We start from the raw sequence: 18,805 nt of genomic DNA, 5'->3' as shown, positions 1-18,805 counted from the left end.
CGGGCGCGGTGTGGGTGTGTCGGGGGGGCCGGGTCGTGGCCACCCCCCCCCCCCCCCCCCGGCGCGGGGCCCCGGGGGGGGGGGGGGGGGGGGGCCGCCCCCCCCCCCCCCCCTCAACTGGACCGGCAACACGCTGCGGCTGCTACTCACCGACCGCCGGTTCCGGGCCACCCTCACCGGCGGGCGGCTCACCGTCTCCGACGCGCTGGAGGAGGTGCTCTGGCGCGACCCGCCGACGCAGAACTTCCCCGGCCGCTGGGCCACCGGCGACACCGTCCTCGGCGGCCAGTACATCAGCGCCGGCGACATGCTCGTCCTCGGCCTGGCCGCGGCCAACGCCGACCCGGCCGCCCAGGGCGTCGCCTCCGCCGCCCAGGGCTCGCTCGGCGGCAACCGGGCCCACCTCGCCTGGGGCGCCGGACGGCACGTCTGCCCGGCCCAGCACCCGGCCCGGATCATCGTCGAGACCGCCGTCGAGACCCTGCTGCACCGCCTGCCCGATCTCCAACTCGCCGTCCCCGCCGGCGACCTGGGATGGCGCCCGTCCCCGTGGTCACGGGCCCTGCTCGGCCTGCCGGTGCTGTACAGCGCCTTCACCCCGCCCCGCCCGCCAGCCCCCGAGAGGCCCGCATGGACACCGCCGTCGACCCCCGACCCGAGCCCGTCAGACTCGACCCCTTCGGACGCGACCAGCACCAGGAGAACGCCCGCCTCCGGGCGGCCGGCCCCGCGGTCCTGGTGGAGCTCCCTGGCGGGGTGGTGGTCTGGGCGATAACCCACCACGACACCCTCCAGGCGCTGCTCGCCGACCACCGGGTGGGCAAGAACGCCCAGCTGTGGACGACCTTCCGGGAGGGCCGGCTGCCCCAGGGCTGGCCGCTGCTCAACTTCGTCACCGTGCCCGGCATGGTCACCGCCGACGGCGACGACCACCGGCGGCTGCGCGGCCTGGTCAGTCAGGCCTTCACCCCGCGCCGAATAGCCGACCTGGCGCCCACGATCGAGGCCCGCACCGTCTCGCTGCTCGACCGGGTCGCCGAGCTGGACGGGGCGTTCGACCTGCGCGAGCACTTCGCCTACCCGCTGCCGATGCAGGTGATCGGCGAGCTGCTCGGCCTGGCGCTGGAGGAGCAGGACAGGCTGCACGAGCTCTCCGACACCCTGGTCTCCAGCTCGGCCACCCCGGCGGCGGCCGCCGCCGCGCAGCAGGCCCTGTACGCGCTGCTGGGCTCCGTGGTGGCGGCCAAGCGGGCCGCGCCCGGCGACGACCTCACCACCGACCTGATCGCCGCCCGCGAGGCCGGGGACCGGCTCAGCGAGGCCGAACTGGTCGGCACCCTGCTGCTGATGCTGGTCGCCGGGCACGAGACCACGCTCAACCTGATCACCAACGCCGTCCGGGCCCTGCTCGCCCACCCCGACCAGCTGCGGCTGGTGCTCTCCGGCGAGCAGCCGTGGTCGGCGGTCATCGAGGAGACGCTGCGCTACGACTCGCCGGTCGGCCAGTTCCCGCTGCGCTACGCGACCGAGGACATCGAGGTCGGTGACGTGGTGATCCGGCGCGGCGAGGCGCTGCTCGCCTCCTACGCGGCGGCCGGCCGCGACGCCGGGCACCACCCGGACGCCGACCGCTTCGACGTCACCCGGCGGCCCAACCGGCACCTGTCGCTCGGCCACGGCCCGCACTTCTGCCTCGGCTCCGGACTGGCCCGGCTGGAGGCCGAGACCGCGCTGCGGCACCTGTTCGGACGGTTCCCCGGGCTGGCCCTCGCCGAGGGCGACGCGCCGGAGCCGATCGGTTCCTTCATCAGCAACAGCGTGCGAACCCTGCGGGTGACGGTCTGAGCCGCCCGGTTACCTGAAGGCGGCCCGGGTCGTTCGGCAGTGCATGAAGAAACTCGCCACCCTGGCCGCCCTCACCATGGCGGGCCTCGCGCTCGCCGCCCCGGCGGCGTCCGCCACCACCCAGACCGCGAGCTCCCCGGACGCCACCGGGGGCCTCACCGACGGTCTCAACCTCTCCCCGGCCGACCTCGCCATCCACGCCGCCGGCAAGTTGCCGGTGGTCGGCCACACCGCCCAGGAGGTGGAGGCCGTCGGCACCAACCAGATGACCCACCCGGGGCTCAGCGGTCAGATCGGCTGACCCGGATCGCCTGACCCGGATTGGCTGACCCGGATCGGCTGACCACGCCCACCGGGCACCGCCCCGGTTGCCGCCACCCCCGTCGGCGGCAACCGGGGCTTCGCCGTTCCCGGGCCCGCCCGGCGCCGCCGGACCGCCCGGCCCGCGCCGCCGGGCCCGCTCAGCGCCGGTCGGACCGCGAGAAGCCCGCTCAGAAGAGGCCGTTCAGCTCCTGGTAGGTCAGCCCGCCCTCCAGGGCGGTGTAGGTGCCGCTCGCGTACACCTCCGCGGCGGCCCGGCGCACCGCCGCGTACGCCACCTCGGCCAGCCCGGGGCCGAGGCTCACCCGGGCCACGCCCAGCTTCGCCAGCTCCGGGACGGACGGCGCGCCCGGCCCCGCCAGCACGTTCAGCGGCACCGGGACGGCCGCGGCCAGCGCGGCGATCGTCTCCCGGTCCGCGACACCGGGCACGAACACGCCGTCCGCACCCGCCTCGACGTAGGCCCGCAGCCGGCGCACCGCGTCGTCCAGCCGGCCCTCCGGCGCGCCGATCCCGTGCAGGAACACGTCGGTGCGCGCGTTGACGTAGGCGGGCACGCCCGCCGCGTCCGCCGCCGCCCGGGCCGCCGCGATCCGCTCGGCGGCCTCGGCCACCGGCCGGCCCTCGTCCTCCAGGTTGACGCCGACCGCGCCGGTGGCCAGCAGCGCGGCGACGGACTCGCCGACGCCGGCGGCGGTCCGCGCGAAGCCGCTCTCCAGGTCGGCGGTGACCGGCAGGTCCACCGCGCGGACCACCTGCGCCGTCCGTACGAGGACCTGTTCGAGGTCGGCGCCGCCGCCGTCCCGGCTGCCGAGCGACCAGGAGACGCTCGCACTGGCCGTCGCCACCGCCCGCGCTCCGGCGGCGGCGACCAGGCGGGCGCTCGCCGCGTCCCACACGTTGGCGAGCACCAGCGGCTCGCCCGGCCGGTGCAGTTCCCGGAGCAGCCGGGCCTTCTCCTGCTGGACGTCCACCATGTCCGCCATGTTCGTCATGTCCCCGGGCCTCACTTGGCGGCCGGGCTGAGCCGGGAGGCCACCCCGATCCGGTTCCAGGCGTTGATGGTGACGATCAGCGCGATCAGCTGGGCCAGCTCGGTCTCGTCGAACTGGGCGGCGGCCTCGGCGTAGACCGCGTCCGGGACGTGGCCCTGGGTCAGCAGGGTGACCGACTCGGTGAGGGCCAGCGCGGCCCGCTCCCGGGCGGTGAACCAGGGGGTCTCGCGCCAGGCCGGGAGGGAGAGCAGCCGGTGGTCCTGCTCGCCGCCCTTCAGGGCGTCGGTGCTGTGCATGTCGATGCAGAAGGCGCAGCCGTTGATCATCGAGGCGTGCACCTTGACCAGCTCGGCGAGCGTGTGGTCGATGCCCTTCCGGGCGGCGCGGTCCACCGCGATCATGGCCTGGTAGAAGTCGGGGGCCAGGCTGTGCAGCGCGAGGCGCTGGGCGGGGGCCGGGACCGGGGCCTCGGCCGGCCGGTGCTCGTTCGTCGTCATGGCCACCAGCCTAGGGACCCGGTGGACCTGTTCCCTGGTGCATTTGAACCGCAGAATCCTGGGCCACTTCGGCCTGCGCCCGGCCGTGGGGCGAGTGTGCCACGGCGGCGGCCGAAAAGGGAGGGCCCTGGGGCGCCTCAGGGCGCGGACGCGCACTCCCGGCGCGCGAACGGGAGTGCGAGGATCGACCGCGGGGGCGCCACCACGCGTGCCCCCGCCGGGCTAGGTCAGGGGGCCGCGATCGTGTGTACGGCGTTCGTCAGCATCGAACCGGGAGCGGCCGTGCCGGTGCTGCTCCTCTCCGTCCGGGACGAGTACCTCGGGCGCGGCTGGCTGCCGCCGGACCACCACTGGCCGGACCGGCCGACCCTGGTCGGCGGACTCGACCTCGCCGCCGGCGGCACCTGGCTGGCCGTCGACCCCGGGCGGCGGACCGCCGCCTGCCTGCTGAACGGCTTCGGGCCGCTCGCCCCCGCCGACACCCGGCTGTCCCGTGGCGAACTGCCGCTCACCGCCGTCCGGGACGGCGGGATCGGCCACCTCGACCTCACCCCGTACGACCCGTTCCACCTCGTCCTGGTCCGGCCCGACGGCGCCCGGGTCGCCAGCTGGGGCGGCGGCCGGCTGGAGGAACGCGAACTGCCGGTCGGCCTCAGCGTGGTGCTCAACGACGGGTTGGAGGGCACGGCCGCCAACCGGACCGCCTCCGAGCGGATCCGCGCGCTGATGGCCGCCCGCGCCGACCGCTTCCGGGCCCGCCTCGCCGCCGCGCCCCGGCCGGAGCCGACCGGCGACGGGCCCGCCGAACAGGCCTGGGGCGACTGGCTGCCGATCGTCACGGGCGACGGCCTGCCGCTGGACGACGACGCGGCGCTGATCCAGCGGCGGGACTTCGGCGACGGGCGGATCTGGGGGTCCTCCTCGATCTCGCTGCTCGCGCTCGGGCCGGACGGGCCGCGCTACGACTTCGCCCCCGCGCCGGTGCCCGCCGACGGCGGGGCGTGGCGGCGGGTGCCGCTCGGCGGAGGCGGGTCGGCGGCGCGGTCCGGCGGCTGACCGGCTGCCAACCGGCGACTGGCCGGCAGCGGTGGCGCCCAGACGTCCGCTCGATGAACTTCTGGCGGCGGGGCTGCCGGGCGTCTACATGCCCGTAGTAGCTTCGCGGGGCTCCCCCGGATCCAGACCCCCGAGCGAAGGTGCGCGATGTCCACCCTGACCTACCCGGAAGCGATAGGCGTCGGCCTGCTGCAGGGTGTGACGGAACTCTTCCCGGTCTCCAGCCTGGGCCACAGCATCCTGCTCCCCGCCCTGATCGGCGGGAAGATCCAGCGGGACCTCGACATGACCGCCGAGGGCTCCTCCTACCTCGCCGTCCTGGTCGGCCTGCACCTGGCCACCGCGTTCGCCCTGGTGGTGTTCTTCCGCAAGGACTGGGTCCGGGTGATCGGCGGCTTCCTCAGCTCGATCCGCCGCCGCCGGGTCGAGAGCAGGGACGAGAAGCTCGCCTGGCTGCTGATCATCTCCACCATCCCGGTCGGGGTGGCGGGCCTCGCCCTGGAGAAGGCGCTGCGCAACGCGCTCGGCAAGCCCATCCCGGCCGCCGTCTTCCTCGCCCTCAACGGGCTGGTGCTGCTCGGTGCCGAACGGCTCAAGCGCGGCGGCACCGGCCGCCGGCGGGCCGGGCACGCCGCCCCGCCGACCGAGGAACCGGGCCTCGACCCGGCGATCGCCTCCGACCACCGCCTCGCCCGGCTCAGCTTCGTCCAGGGCGCCTGGATCGGCGCCGCCCAGATCCTCGCGCTCTTCCCCGGCATCAGCCGCTCCGGTGTCACCATGAGCGCCGGCATCCTGCGCGGCCTGCACCACGAGGACGCCGCCCGCTTCTCCTTCCTGCTCGCGACCCCGGTCATCCTGGCCGCCTCCGTGCTGAAGGTGCCGGAGCTGTTCAAGCCGGAGAACTCCGCCGTCCTCGGCCCGGTCGTCGCCGGCAGCATCGCCGCCTTCGTCGCCGGCTACGTCTCGGTGCGCTTCCTCACCAAGTACTTCGAGACCCGCAGCCTGACGCCGTTCGCGCTCTACTGCTTCCTCGCCGGCGTCGGCAGCGCGGTCTACCTGTCGGTCTGATCCGCCCCCACCCCGGGGTCGAGGATGCCGGGCCGCGCGATAATCGGGCCCGTGAGCAGCTCCTGGACTTCCTTCGGCGGCGACTTGCACCTGGACCTCACCGAGCGGCGCGCCGCCGGGGCCGGGCTGCGGGCCGCCCTGGAGGACGCGCTGCGCGAGGCCGTCCAGGACGGGCGGCTCGTGCCCGGCACCCGGCTGCCGTCCTCGCGGGCCCTCGGCGAGGACCTCGGGATCGCCCGGAACACCGTGGTCGAGGCGTACGGGCAGCTCACCGCGGAGGGCTGGCTCACCTCCCGGCAGGGCTCCGGCACCACCGTCGCCCGACGGGCCGCGCCCGGCCGGAGCCGACGGGCCGCCAGGCCCGCAGCGGGGCGGCGGACCGTCCGGCACGACCTGATGGCCGGGCGGCCCGACCTCTCGCTCTTCCCCCGCACCGCCTGGCTCGCCGCCGCCCGCCGGGCCCTCGCCACCGCGCCGCACGAGGCCTTCGGCTACGGCAGCCCGTTCGGCCGGATCGAGCTGCGGCGGGCGCTCACCGACTACCTGGCGCGGGTCCGCGGCGTCCGCACCGACCCCGACCACCTGCTGATCTGCACCGGTGTCTCCCAGGGCCTGGGCCTGCTCTGCGCCGCCCTGCGGGAACGCGGGGACCGCGCCCTCGCGGTCGAGGAGTACGGGCTGCCGCCGCAGCACGCCGTCGCCCGGGCGGCGGGGCTGGCCACCGTTCCGGTGCCGCTGGACGAGGCGGGCGCCCGGGTCGAGCGGCTCGACGGCCGGTGCGGGGCCGTCCTGCTCACCCCCGCGCACCAGTTCCCCACCGGTGCGCCGCTGGCCGCCGACCGGCGGGCCGCCGCCGTGCGCTGGGCGCGCGAGCGGGACGGGTACGTCGTCGAGGACGACTACGACGGCGAGTTCCGCTACGACCGGCAGCCGGTCGGCGCGATGCAGGCGCTCGACCCGGAGCGGGTGGTGTACGCCGGGACGGCCGCCAAGAGCCTCGCGCCGGGCCTGCGGCTGGCCTGGCTGGCCCTGCCGGACGCGCTGGTCGAACCGGTGGCCCGGTTGAAGAGACTGGCCGACACGATGTCCCCGGTGCTCGACCAGCTGACCCTCGCCGAGCTGATCACCTCCGGGACGTACGACCGGCACGTCCGCCGCTGCCGGCTGCACTACCGGCGCCGGCGGGACCAGTTGGTCGCCGCGCTCGCCGAGCACGCCCCGCGCGTGCGGGTCACCGGGATCGCCGCCGGGCTGCACGCCGTTCTCCAACTGCCGCCCGGTTCCGCGTCCGAGGCTGAGCTGCTGGCCCGGGCCGAGGCCGCCGGCCTGGCCCTCGAAGGGCTGTCCTGGCACCTCGCCGACCGGTCGGCCGCCGACCCGGACGCCGCCCCCGCTCTGGTGATCGGCTACGCGTCCCCGCCCGAGCACGCCTTCCCGGCGGCGCTGGACGCCCTCTGCGAGCTGCTGCGCGAGCGGTGAGGGCCGCGACCGCCCCGGTGGACTACTTGTTGCGGTTGCCCAGTTCGAACAGCAGCATGATGAAGCCGGCGACGGCGTGGATGCCGGCGGTGTAGATCACCAGGCGGACCCCGACCCGGCGGTTGGCCGAGATGCCGGCGTCGACGGTCAGCGGGGCGGGGGTCGGAGCGGCCGGGGCGGTGGCCGCGGCGGCCTGGTCGGGGCTGGTGGGATCGGCCATGAGGGATCTCCTCCAAGGGTTCTGACGTCGGGTCAGTGGGTTGCTGCGGGGCCGCCGAGGCAGAGTTCGCCGCCGGGGCTCTGCAGCAGGGTGTGGACGAAGAGCAGTTCGACGCCGTCCGGCGCGTCGGCGGCGATGCAGTGCGGGGTGAGCGAGTCGAAGTGGGCGGAGTCGCCGACGTCGAGGCGGTGGACGCGGTCGCCGAGGGTCAGCTTGAGCCGGCCCTGCAGGACGTACAGCCACTCCTCGCCGGGGTGGACCCGGACCACCGTGTCCTGCACTCCCGGGGGCACGTGGACGCGCAGCGCCTGCATGGCCCGGCCGGGGGCGCCGGCCCGGCGGTAGCCCCAGCCGCCGGCGCGGCCGGGTTCGATGGCGCCGCCGCGCACGACCGGGTCGGGTTCGGCCATGGTCTCGCCGAGCAGGCCGGAGACGGAGGTGCCGTAGGCGCGGGCGAGGCCGAGCAGGACGGGGAGGGAGGGCTGGCGGCGGCCGGTCTCCAGCCGGGACAGATAGGCTGGGGAGAGCCCGACCCTGGCGGAGGCCACTTCGAGGGTCAGGCGGCTGCTGAGCCGGTGTTCCCGGAGGCGGGCGGCGAGGCCGACCACTTCCTGGTCGTCGAGCCGGTCTTCCGGGGCGGCGTCCCCGGTCGGGCTGGTGGTCATGTGACCAGTGGACACCCGCCGTGCCGCTCGGGCAAGATTTTTGCCTCAGAGGCAAGAGGGCCCGGAGTCCCCCTTCTCGGCTAGGTCCTGTCCGGTCGATCTTGGCGGATCAGCCCGCGGCGTTGGGCGCCCGGCTGGGCGTGCGCCCGAATCGTCCTCGTACTGGACGTACTTGGGCGATTCGGGCGTGCGTCCAGGCGGGATGCCCGGCGTCGCGGGCCCGGCAAGATCGGCCGGACAGGGCCTACGGCCGCGGGATGTTGCGCAGGTTGCTGCGGGCCAGGTCGATCATGCGCCCGACCCCGCCGGAGAGCACCGTCCGCCCGGCCGCCAGCGCGAAGCCCTTCAGCTGGGCCGCCGTGATGTACGGCGGGATGGACAGCGCGTTGGGGTCGGTGACCACGTCCACCAGGGCGGGGCCGGGCCGCTCCAGCGCCTCCGCCAGCACCTCCCGGACCCTCGCCGGCTCGGTGACCCGCTTGGCCGGGATGCCCATCGCCCGCGCGATCCCCGCGTAGTCGACGTCCCCGTTGTCGATCTCGTACTCCGGGTAGCCCGAGACCAGCATCTCCAGCTTGATCATGCCGAGCGCCCCGTTGTTGAAGACGACGGTCTTCACCGGCAGCCGGTGCTTGGCCACCGTCAGCAGTTCGCCGAGCAGCATGCCGATCCCGCCGTCGCCGGCCATCGCGATCACCTGCCGCCCGGGGCAGGCCAGTTGGGCGCCGATGGCGTGCGGCAGGGCGTTGGCCATCGAGCCGTGCAGGAAGGAGCCGATCACCCGGCGGCGGCCGTTCGGCTGGAGGTAGCGGGCGGCCCAGACGTTGTTCATGCCGGTGTCCACGGCGAACACCGCGTCGTCGGCGGCCACCTCGTCGAGCACCGAGGCGACGTACTCGGGGTGGATCGGCAGGTGCTTCTCGATGTCCCGGGTGTAGGCGCCGACCACGTCCTCCAGCGAGCGGCAGTGCTTGCGCAGCATCCCGTCGAGGAAGGCACGGTCGCGCTTGGCGTCCAGCAGCGGCAGGACGGCCCGCAGGGTGGCGGCGACATCGCCGTGGACGGCCAGTTCGAGCGCGGTGCGGCGGCCCAGCCGGGTGGCGTCGTGGTCGACCTGGACGGTGTGCGCCTGCGGCAGGAAGGAGTCGTATGGGAAGTCGGTGCCGAGCAGCAGCACCAGGTCGGCGGAGTGCAGCGCCTCGTGGCAGGCGCCGTAGCCGAGCAGGCCGCTCATGCCGACGTCGTACGGGTTGTCGTACTGGATCCACTCCTTGCCGCGCAGGGAGTGCCCGACCGGCGCGTTCAGGGCCCGGGCCGCCTCCATCACCTCGCCGTGCGCCCCGCGCACCCCCGCACCGCAGAACAGGGCGACCTTGCGGGCCGCGTTGAGCAGCCGGGCCAGCTCCTGCACCTGGGACCACGGCGGCGCGGCGACGGCCTGCTCGGTGAGGAAGTGGCTGGTCCCGGTGGGCCCGGCGGCGGGGAGCGCGGCGACGTCCCCGGGGAAGGCCAGCACCGAGACGCCGTGCGAGCCGAGCGCGTGCTGGATGGCGATCCGCATCAGCCGGGGCAGCTGGGCGGGGGTGGAGAGCATCTCGCACCAGGAGCTGCAGTCGGTGAACACCCGCTCGGGGTGGGTCTCCTGGAAGAAGCCGGTGCCGATCTGCCCGGACGGGATGTGCGAGGCGAGCGCCAGCACCGGCAGGCCGCTGCGCTGGGCGTCGTACAGGCCCTGGACGAGGTGGGTGTTGCCGGGGCCGCAGGAGCCGGCGCAGACCGCGAGCCGGCCGCTGAGTTCGGCCTCGGCGGCCGCCGCGAAGGCGCCCGCCTCCTCGTTGCGCACGTGCACCCAGCTGATGCCGTCGGTCCGCCGGATCGCGTCCACGACCGGGTTGAGGCTGTCTCCGACCACGCCGTAGACCCGCTCGACCCCGGCCTGCCGGAGCACCTCCACCATCTGTTCGGCCACGCTCGCCACGGGTGCTCTCCAATCACCGGCCGCCCGCTGCCGCAGGACACCTGCACCCTCCGACGGCCGGGCCCGCCCCGCACCCGGAGCGGGCCCGAACAGGTGAACGACAGGCCGGCGCGGCTACTCCGCCGCCAGGTGGTCCTGCTGCCCGAGCTTGCCGCTGACCAGGCCCGCCTGCGCCTGCCGCCGGGCGGGCTCGCGGCCGGGCGGCTGGCCGCACCGCTCCTGGGCCGGCGGCGCGGTGGTCGGCAGGGTGACCGGCTGCCCGGCCTTCACCTGCACCGGCTCGCCGTCGTGCCACAGGTGCAGCACCTCGCCGCGGCGCAGCGCGTACGTCGTCCCCTCGTGGGTGATCTGGACGCCCAGCAACTGCCCGCGGACCATCAGCGAGAACCCGAGCCTCATCAGCCCGCCCGGCAGCCGGGGCCGGAAGGACAGCGAGTCGCTGTGGTCGCGCAGCCCCCCGAAGCCCGCCACCAGGGCGATGCAGGCGCCCGCGAGCGAGGCCATGTGGAGGCCGTCGCGGGTGTTGCCGCCGAGGTCGTGCAGGTCCATCAGCGCCGCCTCGGCCGTGTAGTCGTACGCGAGGTCGAGCTGGCCGACCTCGGCGGCGATCACCGCCTGGGTGCACGCGGAGAGCGAGGAGTCGCGGACGGTGAGCCGCTCGTAGTAGGCGAAGTTGCGGGCCTTCTGCTCGTCGGTGAACGCGTCGCCGCGGACCTGCATGGCGAGCACCAGGTCGGCCTGCTTGACCACCTGCTTGCGGTACAGGTCGAAGTACGGGTAGTGCAGCAGCAGCGGGTACTTCTCGGGCGGGGTGTGCTCGAAGTCCCAGACCTGGTGGTGGGTGAAGCCGTCGGCCTGCGGGTGCACGCCGAGGTCCTCGTCGTACGGGATGTACATCGCGGCCGCGGCGTCCCGCCAGGCGGCGGTTTCCTCGGTGTCGACGCCGAGTTCGGCGGCCTCGTGCGAGTGGCGGGCGGCGGCCTCGGCGGCGGCGCGCAGGTTCGTCTGCGCCATCAGGTTGGTGAACACGTTGTTGTCGGCGACGGCGCTGTACTCGTCCGGGCCGGTGACGCCCTCGATGCGGAACTTCCCCGAGACGTCGTGGTGGCCGAGCGAGCGCCACATCCGGGCGGTCTCCACGAGCAGTTCGAGCCCGTACGCGCGCTCGAACTCGGCGTCCCCGGTGGCCCGGACGTAGCGGGCGACGGCGGCGGCGATGTCGGCGCCGATGTGGAAGGCTGCGGTACCGGCCGGCCAGTACCCGGAGCACTCCTCGCCGCGGATGGTCCGCCAGGGGAACACCGCTCCGGCCAGGCCGAGTTGGGCGGCCCGCTCGCGGGCCAGCGGCAGCGTGGTGTGCCGCCAGCGCAGCGCCTGGTTGACGGCCCCGGGCAGGCAGTAGGTGAGCACCGGCAGGACGAAGGTCTCGGTGTCCCAGAAGCTGTGGCCGTCGTAGCCGGGGCCGGTCAACCCCTTGGCGGGGATGGCCCGTTCCTCGCTGCGGGCGCCGGCCTGGAGGACGTGGAAGACGGCGAACCGGACGGCCTGCTGGAGTTCGACGTCGCCTTCGATCTCGACGTCGCTGGTCTCCCAGAACTCCTTGAGGTAGTCGGCCTGTTCGGCGGCCAGACCGTCCCAGCCGGTGTACCTGGCGGCGGTCAGCGCGGCCTCCACCTGGTCCCGGACGGCGGGCAGCGAGCGCGTCCCCGACCAGCCGTAGGCCATGAACTTGACCAGCCGCAGCCGCTGTCCGGGCCGGAGCACGGTGGTGACGCTGATCCGGCAGTGGTCGGCCTCGGCCTCGGCGACGGTTTCGAGCTCCTCCGGGCCCTCGATCACGTGGTCCATCCCGGCGGCGACCCGGATCGCGCTGTAGCGGGTGCGGTGCACCAGGACGGCCTTGGTGCCGCTCGCGTGGTGCACCTCGGGCTGCAACGGCGCCTCCAGCACGGCGGAGGCCCGCGGATCGCCCTCGGGGCCGCCGGGCAGCTGCTCGTTGGCGACCAGCTCGGACTGGAGCACGATCCGCACCGGCCCGTCCACCGCCTCGACGCTGTACTCGACCGCGGCGACCGCGCGCTGGGTGAGCGAGACCAGCCGGGAGGAGCGCACCCGGATGGTCCGGCCGGCCGGGGAGGTCCACTCGGCCTCGCGGTGCAGCATCCCCTCCCGGAAGTCCAACCAGCGCTTGTGGCGGATGAGTTCGCCGTAGCGCAGGTCGAAGGGCTCGTCGTCGACCAACAGCCGGATGATCTTGCCGTTGGTCACGTTGATGACGCTCTGGCTGGACTCCGGGTAACCGTAGCCGCCCTCGCCGTACGGCAGCGGGCGGAGCTCGAAGACGCCGTTCAGGTAGGTGCCGGGGAGGCCGTGCGGCTCGCCCTCGTCCAGGTTGGCGCGCAGGCCGATGTGGCCGTTGGAGAGCGCGAACAGCGACTCGGCGCGGGCCATCGCGGTCAGGTCCAGGCCCTGCTCTGCGATCTGCCAGGGGTCGACGGAGAAGTTGTCCAAGCCACTCATGCGACTACCCCGCTCCACTCACTCATGCCTGCTCCTCCAGCAGTTCGGCGAGGTCGTCGACGACCACGGTCGCGCCGTCCCGGCGCAGTTCGGCGGCCTGCCCGGTGCGGTTGACCCCGACCACGGCCCCGAAGCCGCCCGCCCGGCCGGAGGCCACCCCGGCGAGCGCGTCCTCGAAGACGGCGGCGTGCGCGGGCTCGACGCCGAGCGTGCGGGCGGCGTACAGGTAGGTGTCGGGGGCGGGCTTGCCGGGCAGGCCCTCGCGCTGGGCGACGACGCCGTCCACGATCACGTCGAACAGCCCCTCGATGCCCGCCGCCCGCAGCACGTCCCGGCAGTTGGCGCTGGAGGACACCACGGCGCTGGGCAGCCCGAGCGCGCGCAGCCGGTGCACGTACGCGACCGAACCGTCGTACGGCTGGACGCCCTGCTCGCGGATCAGCCGCAGGACGGTGTCGTTCTTGGCCCGGCTGATCCCGTGCACGGTAGGGGTGTTGGGCGGATCGGCGTCGGTGCCCTCGGGCAGGTCGACGCCCCGGCTGTGCAGGAACGCCCGGGTGCCGTCCAGTCTCGGGCGGCCGTCCACGTAGGTGTCGTAGTCGGTGACGGCGTCGAAGGGGACGAACTGCCCGCCGGTGCGGGCGGCTTCGGCGCGCAGGAAGGAGTCGAAGGTGTCCTTCCAGGCCGCGGCGTGCACTTTGGCGGTCTGGGTGAGGACCCCGTCGAGGTCGAAGAGGAAAGCGCGGATGTCGTCCGGTAGCCCCAGCATGGGTGCAGTCTTACCCGGGAACGCGGGGAAGCCGCCCATTTCCCGGCGGCGCGTCGCGGGAAGGGCGGCTTCCGGTTGCCCGGGTGCTCGTGGGTGGCCGGGTGGGCTCGTGGGTGCCCGGCGCTGGTACGGCGAGGGTGCCCGGCTGCTGTTACGGCGAGTCTGGCATCTGCGCCTCGGCGGCCTCCGCCACCGCGAACACCGCGCCCTGCGGGTCCTGGACGACCGCCATCCGGCCGGACTGCATGTCGAACGGCGGCTGGATCACCGAGCCGCCCGCCTTGACCAGGGCGTCCACGGTGGAGTCGGTGTCGTCCACCGAGAAGTAGGCCATCCAGTGCGAGGGCGTGCCCGCCCCCAGGTACTTGGGGATCGGCTGCATGCCACCCACCGTACGGTCGCCGGCGTTGAGCGAGAAGTACCCCTCCATGCCCTGGATGGTCGCCGGGCGCAGCCCGAGCGCCGGGAGGTAGAAGCGGCCGGCCGCGTCGGTGTCGGCGGTGTTGAGCTCGTTCCAGACCAGTGCGCCGGGCTCGTTGACCACGCCCGCGCCGATGAAGTCCATCGCCTGCCAGACGCCGAACACCGCGCCGGTCGGGTCGGCGGCGACCAGCATCCGGCCGATCACGCCGACGTCCATCGCCGGGTAGAGGATCGTGCCGCCGTGCTCGGCGATGGCGGCCCCGCTCACGTCGGCGTCGTCCGAGGCCAGGTAGGTGGTCCAGGCGACGGGCGGCAGCGGCTGGCCCTCGGGCGCGGACCGCGCCATGATCCCGGCGACCGGTCGGTCGTTGAGCATGCACACGGCGTAGCCGCCGAACTCGGCCGGGCCGACCTCGCCCTGCCAGCCGAACAGGTCGCGGTAGAAGTCGAGCGCGGCCTGCTGGTCGCTCGCCATCAGGTCGATCCAGCACGGGGTGCCGGGCTTGTACGGAGCGGTGACTACGGGCATTGCTGGGCCTCCCGAAGGCAGTGGTCGCCGGCGTGGTCGTCGGGGCGGGCGGGTCCCGGCCGCCCGGTGCCGGGCTGCCGGTGCCGGCCGTCAGCGCGAACGGCGGGTACACCGCCCACCATCGGCCCGGCGCCGCGATCCCGCCACCGGACGGCGCCCTGGCGGGCGATCGGACGGGCCCGGGGCCGTTCGGCCGCCGGCGGGCCGTTCGCGCGGTGTCGTGCCGCTCACGCCGCCGCGGGGGCCGTTCACGCGGCGTCGTGCCGCTGGGCCGTGACGAAGTACGGCTGCACCTTGCCGCTCTGCGCGTAGTCCTTGAGCCGGACCAGCAGTTCGGCCCAGGTGCCGGCGACCAGCGGGACGCCGTCCTCGCTGCCCGGCTGCCAGCCGCCGTGCCGGAACAGCAACCGGGTGCGGCCGGGCTCGTCGGGCTGGTCGGCGAGGTCCCAGCTGATCCAGGTGCCGGCCCAGTGCGGCGGGAAGGCCCCGGCGTTGGCCCACACCACCCGGTCCAGGTCGGCCCGCTCGCGGCGCAGCCGGAACGGCTCGGGGACGCCGGGGAAGTCGAACAGCAGGACGTCGCCCTCCCGGTCCACGCCGGTGGTCCACCAGCTGGTCAGCCCGTCGTGCGTGTTGAGCGCGGCGAGGACGACGGCCCGGGGTGCGGCGATGTCGAACTGGAGGGCGATCTCGGGCATGGGGGTCCGCCTTTCGGTGCGCGCCCCCCTTGTCCGTGGGCCGGGTCCGGTGTGCCGGGGTCCCGCGCGTCGGGCCCCCGTCCCTCAGGTCGCCCGTTCCTCAGGTCGCCCGGGCCGGGCGCCTCCCCGGTTTCTCCGGCCACCATGGCACGACCCCCGGGCCCGCGCGCCCTGGACGGCGCTGGCCCGGGGGGTCGTCCCCACGGCTCGGGTGCGGTCAGCCGCCGCTGCCGTAGGTGGTGTTCGCGCAGATGTCGTCGTCCGCCGAGCGGGCGTCGTTGGTGACGGTGGTCGGCAGCGGCGCCGGGGGCGCCGGGGTGCCGTTCGCGGCCGCGCCGCCCGTCCCGGCGGCCGGGCCGGTGGCGCCGCCGCCGTTGGCCGCCGAGAAGTCCTTGCCGACGATCAGGGTCACGCCCGCCGAGTTGCCGGCCTCGACGCTGGCGCCCGGGAACAGCGCGGCGACCTTGTCGGCGTTCGCCTTCTGCCCGGAGCCGTACTCGATCATGGTGGTCTTGTACTTGGTGCTCGCCGCCTGGCCCGCCGTGGTGGCGACGAACTTGGCGGCCTTCAGCTGCGCGGTCGCCTTGCCGGCCAGGCCGTTCTCGGTCGTCCCGTTGTAGACCGCCACCTTGATCGACGAGTTGCCGGCGTCCGCGGCCGGCGCGGCGGGCGCACTGGACGCGGCCGACTGCGACGCGGCCGGTGCGCTCGGGCTGGCGGCGGCGTCCGGCTGCTGGCCGGTGGCGTTCTGCCCGTCGATGGTCTGGTCGGCCTTGAGGGTCTCCCAGAGCTTGTTGGCGTCCGGCTGGACCAGGTCGAGGTCCTTGTCCTGGGTGCGGTAACGCCAGGGCGCCGTCACGAACTTGAGGTCGTGCATGTCGATGTTCTTGAGCGACAGCCCGAAGGAGAGCAGCTTGTCCGCGGAGGCCAGCCCCGGGTCGACCACCAGCGACTTGGTCGCGGCGTCGGCCAGCGGCAGCAGGTTGGTGGGGCTCAGCCCGTCCTTCTTGACCTTGCTCGCGAGCGAGCTGAGGAAGGCCTGCTGGCGCTTCATCCGGCCGATGTCGGAGCCGTCGCCGATGCCGTGCCGCAGACGCACGTAGTCCAGCGCCTGCTGGCCCTGCACGGTCTGCTTGCCCTGCGGCAGGACGAGGTCGCCCTTCCTGTGCAGGTTGGGGTTGACGTCGCCCTCGTAGATGGCCTTCGGCAGGCAGACGTCGACGCCGTTCACGGCCTTGGTCATCGCGGAGAAGCCGTTGAAGTCGACCACGATGGTGTGGTCGACCCGGATCCCGGTGAGCTTCTCCACCGTGTTCTGGGCGCAGGCCGGGTTGCCGCCGTCGCTGCCGCCGACCGAGAAGGCCGCGTTGAACAGGTCGCTGGACGCCCCCTTGGTCCACTTGCCGTTGGGCAGCTTGCAGGGCGGGATCGGGACCTTCGCGTTGCGCGGGATCGAGATGCCCACGGCGTGCTTGTGGTCGGCGTAGACGTGCAGCAGGATCGTGGTGTCCGAGCGGGCGCCGCCGTCCTCGCCGCCGCCGAGGTCCGAGTTGTTGCCGCCGCGGCTGTCCGAACCGATCAGCAGGACGTTGACCGGCTTGTTGCCGTCCGCGTCGGCCTGCGCCTCCGGCGGGCGGTCGGTGGCTATCGCGTCGCCGTCGAAGGACTTGATGTTGGCGTTCAGCTTGAAGTAGATCGCCCCGCCGGCGCCCGCGATCAGCACCAGCACGCCGGCCGCCGACCAGGCGACGATCTTCTTCACGTTCTTCTTGGGCTTGCGGCTGTTGCGCGCCGCCGCCCGGCCGCCGCCGGCCGCCGCCGCCTCAGGCCTGCCGCCGTCCTTGCCCGCGCCCCGACCGCCGTCCTTGCCCGCGTCCTTGCCGCCGTCCTTGCCGCCGTCCTTGCCAGCGCGGCCAGCGCCCTTGCCCTGGGCGGCGCGTCGGGCCTCCGCCCGGCCGCCGGTACGCGGCGGCGGCACGGACCCATCGCTCCCCGTCGTGAGCGCGCCGGGTGCGTTCTCCCCCCGAGCCGGGCCCTCGCCCCACTGACCTGACATGCGCGTACCTTTCACCGACGGAAGCGACGCCCCGGACGATCTGGCGCACCGCACACAGGGAGACGGTCGGGACCGTTCCCAGGTTGCACATACGAACATCGGTACAAACCGATGAACGTGGCTTCCGATCATATTTAGGCCCGACGCGGTCACCGACCTCCGGTCCACCACCAACCCCGGCCACCACGGCGCAAGCTCGCCACAGAACGCCCGAAACCAGCCGATTACGACGTGACCTACGCCACCTCTCCCCGCCCCAGCGGCACCATCCGGCACCACGCGCCGCACGTCCGCCGCCGCCCGGGACGGTCCGGGGGTTATCCTCACCCCGCCCCAGGGGGATGCCCCCGTTTCTCAAGGCCCGTTCGCTAGACCAGACTCAGCACCATGACCACCGATACCGCGGGGACGCCGACCGCGAAAACCCGGCCGCAGCCGCCCGCCGGACCACCGGACACCGCCCCGCCCGGAACCGGCGGGAGCGACTTCGCCCAACTGCTCGGCCGGATCAGCGCCGAGGCCCTGCTCGACCGACGCCCGGTCTACTACACCGTCCGCGCGGGCCTCGTCCTCGCCGCGTTCCTCGGCGGCTGGTGGGCCATGTTCGCCCTCGGCGACACCTGGCTCCAACTCGGCCTGGCCGCCGCGATGTCCATCGTCTTCGCCCAACTCGGACTGATGGCCCATGACCTGGCGCACCGCCAGGTGTTCACCGGGCGCCGCGCCGGCGAGATCGGCGGCCGCATCGTCGCCAACCTCCTGATGGGCATGAGCTACGGCTGGTGGATGAACAAGCACACCCGCCACCACGCCAACCCCAACCACGAGGAGCGGGACCCGGACGTCTCCCCCGACCTCGTCGTCTGGTCCCAGGACCAGGCCAGGAGGGCCAGCGGAATCGCCCGCTTCATCGGCCGCCGCCAGGCGTTCCTCTTCTTCCCGCTGCTCCTGCTCGAAGGCCTCAACCTCAGCTACAACAGCTTCCGCGCGCTGCGCAGCCCGATCATGAAGCGCCCGTACCTGGAGGGCTTCCTGCTGGTCGCCCACTTCGCCGCCTACCTCGGGCTGGTCTTCGCCGCCCTCCCGGTCGGCAAGGCCTTCGCCTTCCTCGCCGTCCACCAGGCCCTGCTCGGCGTCTACTTGGGCTGTGTCTTCGCCCCCAACCACAAGGGCATGCTGATGGTGACGCCCGGCATGCGGCTCGACTTCCTCCGCCGCCAGGTCCTCACCTCCCGCAACGTCCGCGGCGGCTACTTCATCGACGCCCTGATGGGCGGCCTCAACTACCAGGTCGAGCACCACCTCTTCCCCAGCATGCCCACCCCGGCCCTGCGCCGCGCCGCCGTCCTCACCCGCGACTTCTGCGCCGAGAAGGAGATCGCCTACTACGAGACCGGCCTCTTCCGCTCGTACCGCGAGATCCTCACCCACCTCCACCAGACCGGCGCCCCGATCCGCGCCGCGGGCTGACCCGCCCACGACCCACATCACACCGCGGCACCCCGGCTACTCGACCAGCCGGGGTGCCGCAGTGCGTTCACCGGCGGCGGACATGCAAAAGGCCAGGTCAGAGGTTTTCTGACCTGGCCTCGGTTCGGTGGGCCACCAGGGGCTCGAACCCTGAACCTACGGATTAAAAGTCCGCAGCTCTGCCAATTGAGCTAGTGGCCCGTGGCCCTCGTCCCG

At 74.0% G+C, this 18,805-nt stretch carries 16 protein-coding genes and 1 tRNA gene; 6 read left to right on the top strand and 11 right to left on the bottom strand.

The window, feature by feature from the left end; genetic code table 11:
* Positions 1-630: 630 nt before the first annotated feature.
* On the top strand, positions 631-1,845 hold the full coding sequence (locus tag ACFV6D_RS19260; protein WP_380560564.1) for a cytochrome P450: 1,215 nt from the start codon (positions 631-633) through the stop codon (positions 1,843-1,845).
* A gap of 43 nt (positions 1,846-1,888) precedes the next feature.
* A complete protein-coding gene (locus ACFV6D_RS19255; protein WP_063348310.1) occupies positions 1,889-2,146 on the top strand; it encodes a hypothetical protein in 258 nt (85 codons plus the stop codon).
* Positions 2,147-2,336: 190 nt separating this feature from the next.
* Here ACFV6D_RS19255 and ACFV6D_RS19250 read toward each other — a convergent pair whose 3' ends face one another.
* The gene (locus ACFV6D_RS19250) at positions 2,337-3,161 is read right to left on the bottom strand and encodes an isocitrate lyase/phosphoenolpyruvate mutase family protein (protein ID WP_380560563.1); all 825 of its coding nucleotides are present in this window, start codon (positions 3,159-3,161) and stop codon (positions 2,337-2,339) included.
* Between the two features lie 11 nt (positions 3,162-3,172).
* Complete coding sequence (locus ACFV6D_RS19245; protein ID WP_380560562.1) at positions 3,173-3,658, bottom strand: carboxymuconolactone decarboxylase family protein; 486 nt, start codon at positions 3,656-3,658, stop codon at positions 3,173-3,175.
* Positions 3,659-3,901: 243 nt separating this feature from the next.
* Between ACFV6D_RS19245 and ACFV6D_RS19240 the strand changes: the two genes are divergently transcribed.
* The 3 genes from ACFV6D_RS19240 to ACFV6D_RS19230 all read left to right on the top strand — a co-directional run bounded on the left by ACFV6D_RS19240 (position 3,902) and on the right by ACFV6D_RS19230 (position 7,261).
* Positions 3,902-4,714, top strand: a complete 813-nt coding sequence (locus tag ACFV6D_RS19240; protein WP_380560561.1) for an NRDE family protein — start codon at positions 3,902-3,904, stop codon at positions 4,712-4,714.
* Between the two features lie 147 nt (positions 4,715-4,861).
* Positions 4,862-5,782 carry an undecaprenyl-diphosphate phosphatase gene (locus ACFV6D_RS19235; RefSeq protein WP_380560560.1) on the top strand — a complete coding sequence of 307 codons (921 nt, stop codon included), beginning with the start codon at positions 4,862-4,864 and terminating at the stop codon, positions 5,780-5,782.
* Between the two features lie 51 nt (positions 5,783-5,833).
* Entirely contained in the window at positions 5,834-7,261 is a 1,428-nt protein-coding gene (locus ACFV6D_RS19230; RefSeq protein WP_380374879.1) for a PLP-dependent aminotransferase family protein, read from the top strand.
* A 22-nt stretch (positions 7,262-7,283) separates the two neighbouring features.
* Here ACFV6D_RS19230 and ACFV6D_RS19225 read toward each other — a convergent pair whose 3' ends face one another.
* From ACFV6D_RS19225 to ACFV6D_RS19190, 8 genes are all read right to left on the bottom strand, one after another.
* A complete protein-coding gene (locus ACFV6D_RS19225; protein ID WP_063348315.1) occupies positions 7,284-7,481 on the bottom strand; it encodes a DUF6126 family protein in 198 nt (65 codons plus the stop codon).
* A 32-nt stretch (positions 7,482-7,513) separates the two neighbouring features.
* Complete coding sequence (locus ACFV6D_RS19220; protein WP_063348316.1) at positions 7,514-8,146, bottom strand: helix-turn-helix domain-containing protein; 633 nt, start codon at positions 8,144-8,146, stop codon at positions 7,514-7,516.
* Positions 8,147-8,390: 244 nt separating this feature from the next.
* The gene (locus ACFV6D_RS19215; protein ID WP_380560559.1) at positions 8,391-10,124 is read right to left on the bottom strand and encodes a pyruvate dehydrogenase; all 1,734 of its coding nucleotides are present in this window, start codon (positions 10,122-10,124) and stop codon (positions 8,391-8,393) included.
* 114 nt (positions 10,125-10,238) lie between these two features.
* Positions 10,239-12,644, bottom strand: a complete 2,406-nt coding sequence (locus ACFV6D_RS19210; protein WP_380560558.1) for a glycoside hydrolase family 65 protein — start codon at positions 12,642-12,644, stop codon at positions 10,239-10,241.
* A gap of 22 nt (positions 12,645-12,666) precedes the next feature.
* A complete protein-coding gene (locus ACFV6D_RS19205) occupies positions 12,667-13,413 on the bottom strand; it encodes an HAD family phosphatase (RefSeq protein WP_063348318.1) in 747 nt (248 codons plus the stop codon).
* Between the two features lie 151 nt (positions 13,414-13,564).
* Positions 13,565-14,365, bottom strand: a complete 801-nt coding sequence (locus ACFV6D_RS19200; protein ID WP_350880560.1) for a VOC family protein — start codon at positions 14,363-14,365, stop codon at positions 13,565-13,567.
* Between the two features lie 248 nt (positions 14,366-14,613).
* A complete protein-coding gene (locus ACFV6D_RS19195; RefSeq protein WP_063348320.1) occupies positions 14,614-15,063 on the bottom strand; it encodes an SRPBCC domain-containing protein in 450 nt (149 codons plus the stop codon).
* A gap of 217 nt (positions 15,064-15,280) precedes the next feature.
* Positions 15,281-17,041, bottom strand: coding sequence for an LCP family protein (locus ACFV6D_RS19190; RefSeq protein ID WP_380560557.1), 1,761 nt, complete (start codon positions 17,039-17,041; stop codon positions 15,281-15,283).
* Between the two features lie 465 nt (positions 17,042-17,506).
* Between ACFV6D_RS19190 and ACFV6D_RS19185 the strand changes: the two genes are divergently transcribed.
* Positions 17,507-18,589, top strand: coding sequence for an acyl-CoA desaturase (locus tag ACFV6D_RS19185; RefSeq protein WP_063348321.1), 1,083 nt, complete (start codon positions 17,507-17,509; stop codon positions 18,587-18,589).
* A gap of 128 nt (positions 18,590-18,717) precedes the next feature.
* On the opposite strand, the gene ACFV6D_RS19180 is transcribed toward ACFV6D_RS19185, so the two are convergent.
* Positions 18,718-18,790, bottom strand: a tRNA-Lys gene (locus tag ACFV6D_RS19180).
* Between the last annotated feature and the right edge of the window lie 15 nt (positions 18,791-18,805).

The organism is Kitasatospora sp. NPDC059812, assembly GCF_042732075.1.
Lineage (GTDB): Bacteria > Actinomycetota > Actinomycetes > Streptomycetales > Streptomycetaceae > Kitasatospora.
The sequence above is the reverse complement of the archived record's forward strand: the minus strand, read 5'-3'. Positions and strand labels throughout refer to the sequence as shown.

What these genes read in the sequence shown, in the direction of transcription:
- ACFV6D_RS19260 (WP_380560564.1), top strand. Translation starts at nt 631, where the DNA reads ATGGACACCGCCGTCGACCCCCGACCCGAGCCCGTCAGACTCGACCCC.
- ACFV6D_RS19255 (WP_063348310.1), top strand. Translation starts at nt 1,889, where the DNA reads ATGAAGAAACTCGCCACCCTGGCCGCCCTCACCATGGCGGGCCTCGCG.
- ACFV6D_RS19250 (WP_380560563.1), bottom strand. Translation starts at nt 3,161, where the DNA reads ATGACGAACATGGCGGACATGGTGGACGTCCAGCAGGAGAAGGCCCGG.
- ACFV6D_RS19245 (WP_380560562.1), bottom strand. Translation starts at nt 3,658, where the DNA reads ATGACGACGAACGAGCACCGGCCGGCCGAGGCCCCGGTCCCGGCCCCC.
- ACFV6D_RS19235 (WP_380560560.1), top strand. Translation starts at nt 4,862, where the DNA reads ATGTCCACCCTGACCTACCCGGAAGCGATAGGCGTCGGCCTGCTGCAG.
- ACFV6D_RS19225 (WP_063348315.1), bottom strand. Translation starts at nt 7,481, where the DNA reads ATGGCCGATCCCACCAGCCCCGACCAGGCCGCCGCGGCCACCGCCCCG.
- ACFV6D_RS19220 (WP_063348316.1), bottom strand. Translation starts at nt 8,146, where the DNA reads ATGACCACCAGCCCGACCGGGGACGCCGCCCCGGAAGACCGGCTCGAC.
- ACFV6D_RS19210 (WP_380560558.1), bottom strand. Translation starts at nt 12,644, where the DNA reads ATGAGTGGCTTGGACAACTTCTCCGTCGACCCCTGGCAGATCGCAGAG.
- ACFV6D_RS19205 (WP_063348318.1), bottom strand. Translation starts at nt 13,413, where the DNA reads ATGCTGGGGCTACCGGACGACATCCGCGCTTTCCTCTTCGACCTCGAC.
- ACFV6D_RS19200 (WP_350880560.1), bottom strand. Translation starts at nt 14,365, where the DNA reads ATGCCCGTAGTCACCGCTCCGTACAAGCCCGGCACCCCGTGCTGGATC.
- ACFV6D_RS19195 (WP_063348320.1), bottom strand. Translation starts at nt 15,063, where the DNA reads ATGCCCGAGATCGCCCTCCAGTTCGACATCGCCGCACCCCGGGCCGTC.
- ACFV6D_RS19185 (WP_063348321.1), top strand. Translation starts at nt 17,507, where the DNA reads ATGACCACCGATACCGCGGGGACGCCGACCGCGAAAACCCGGCCGCAG.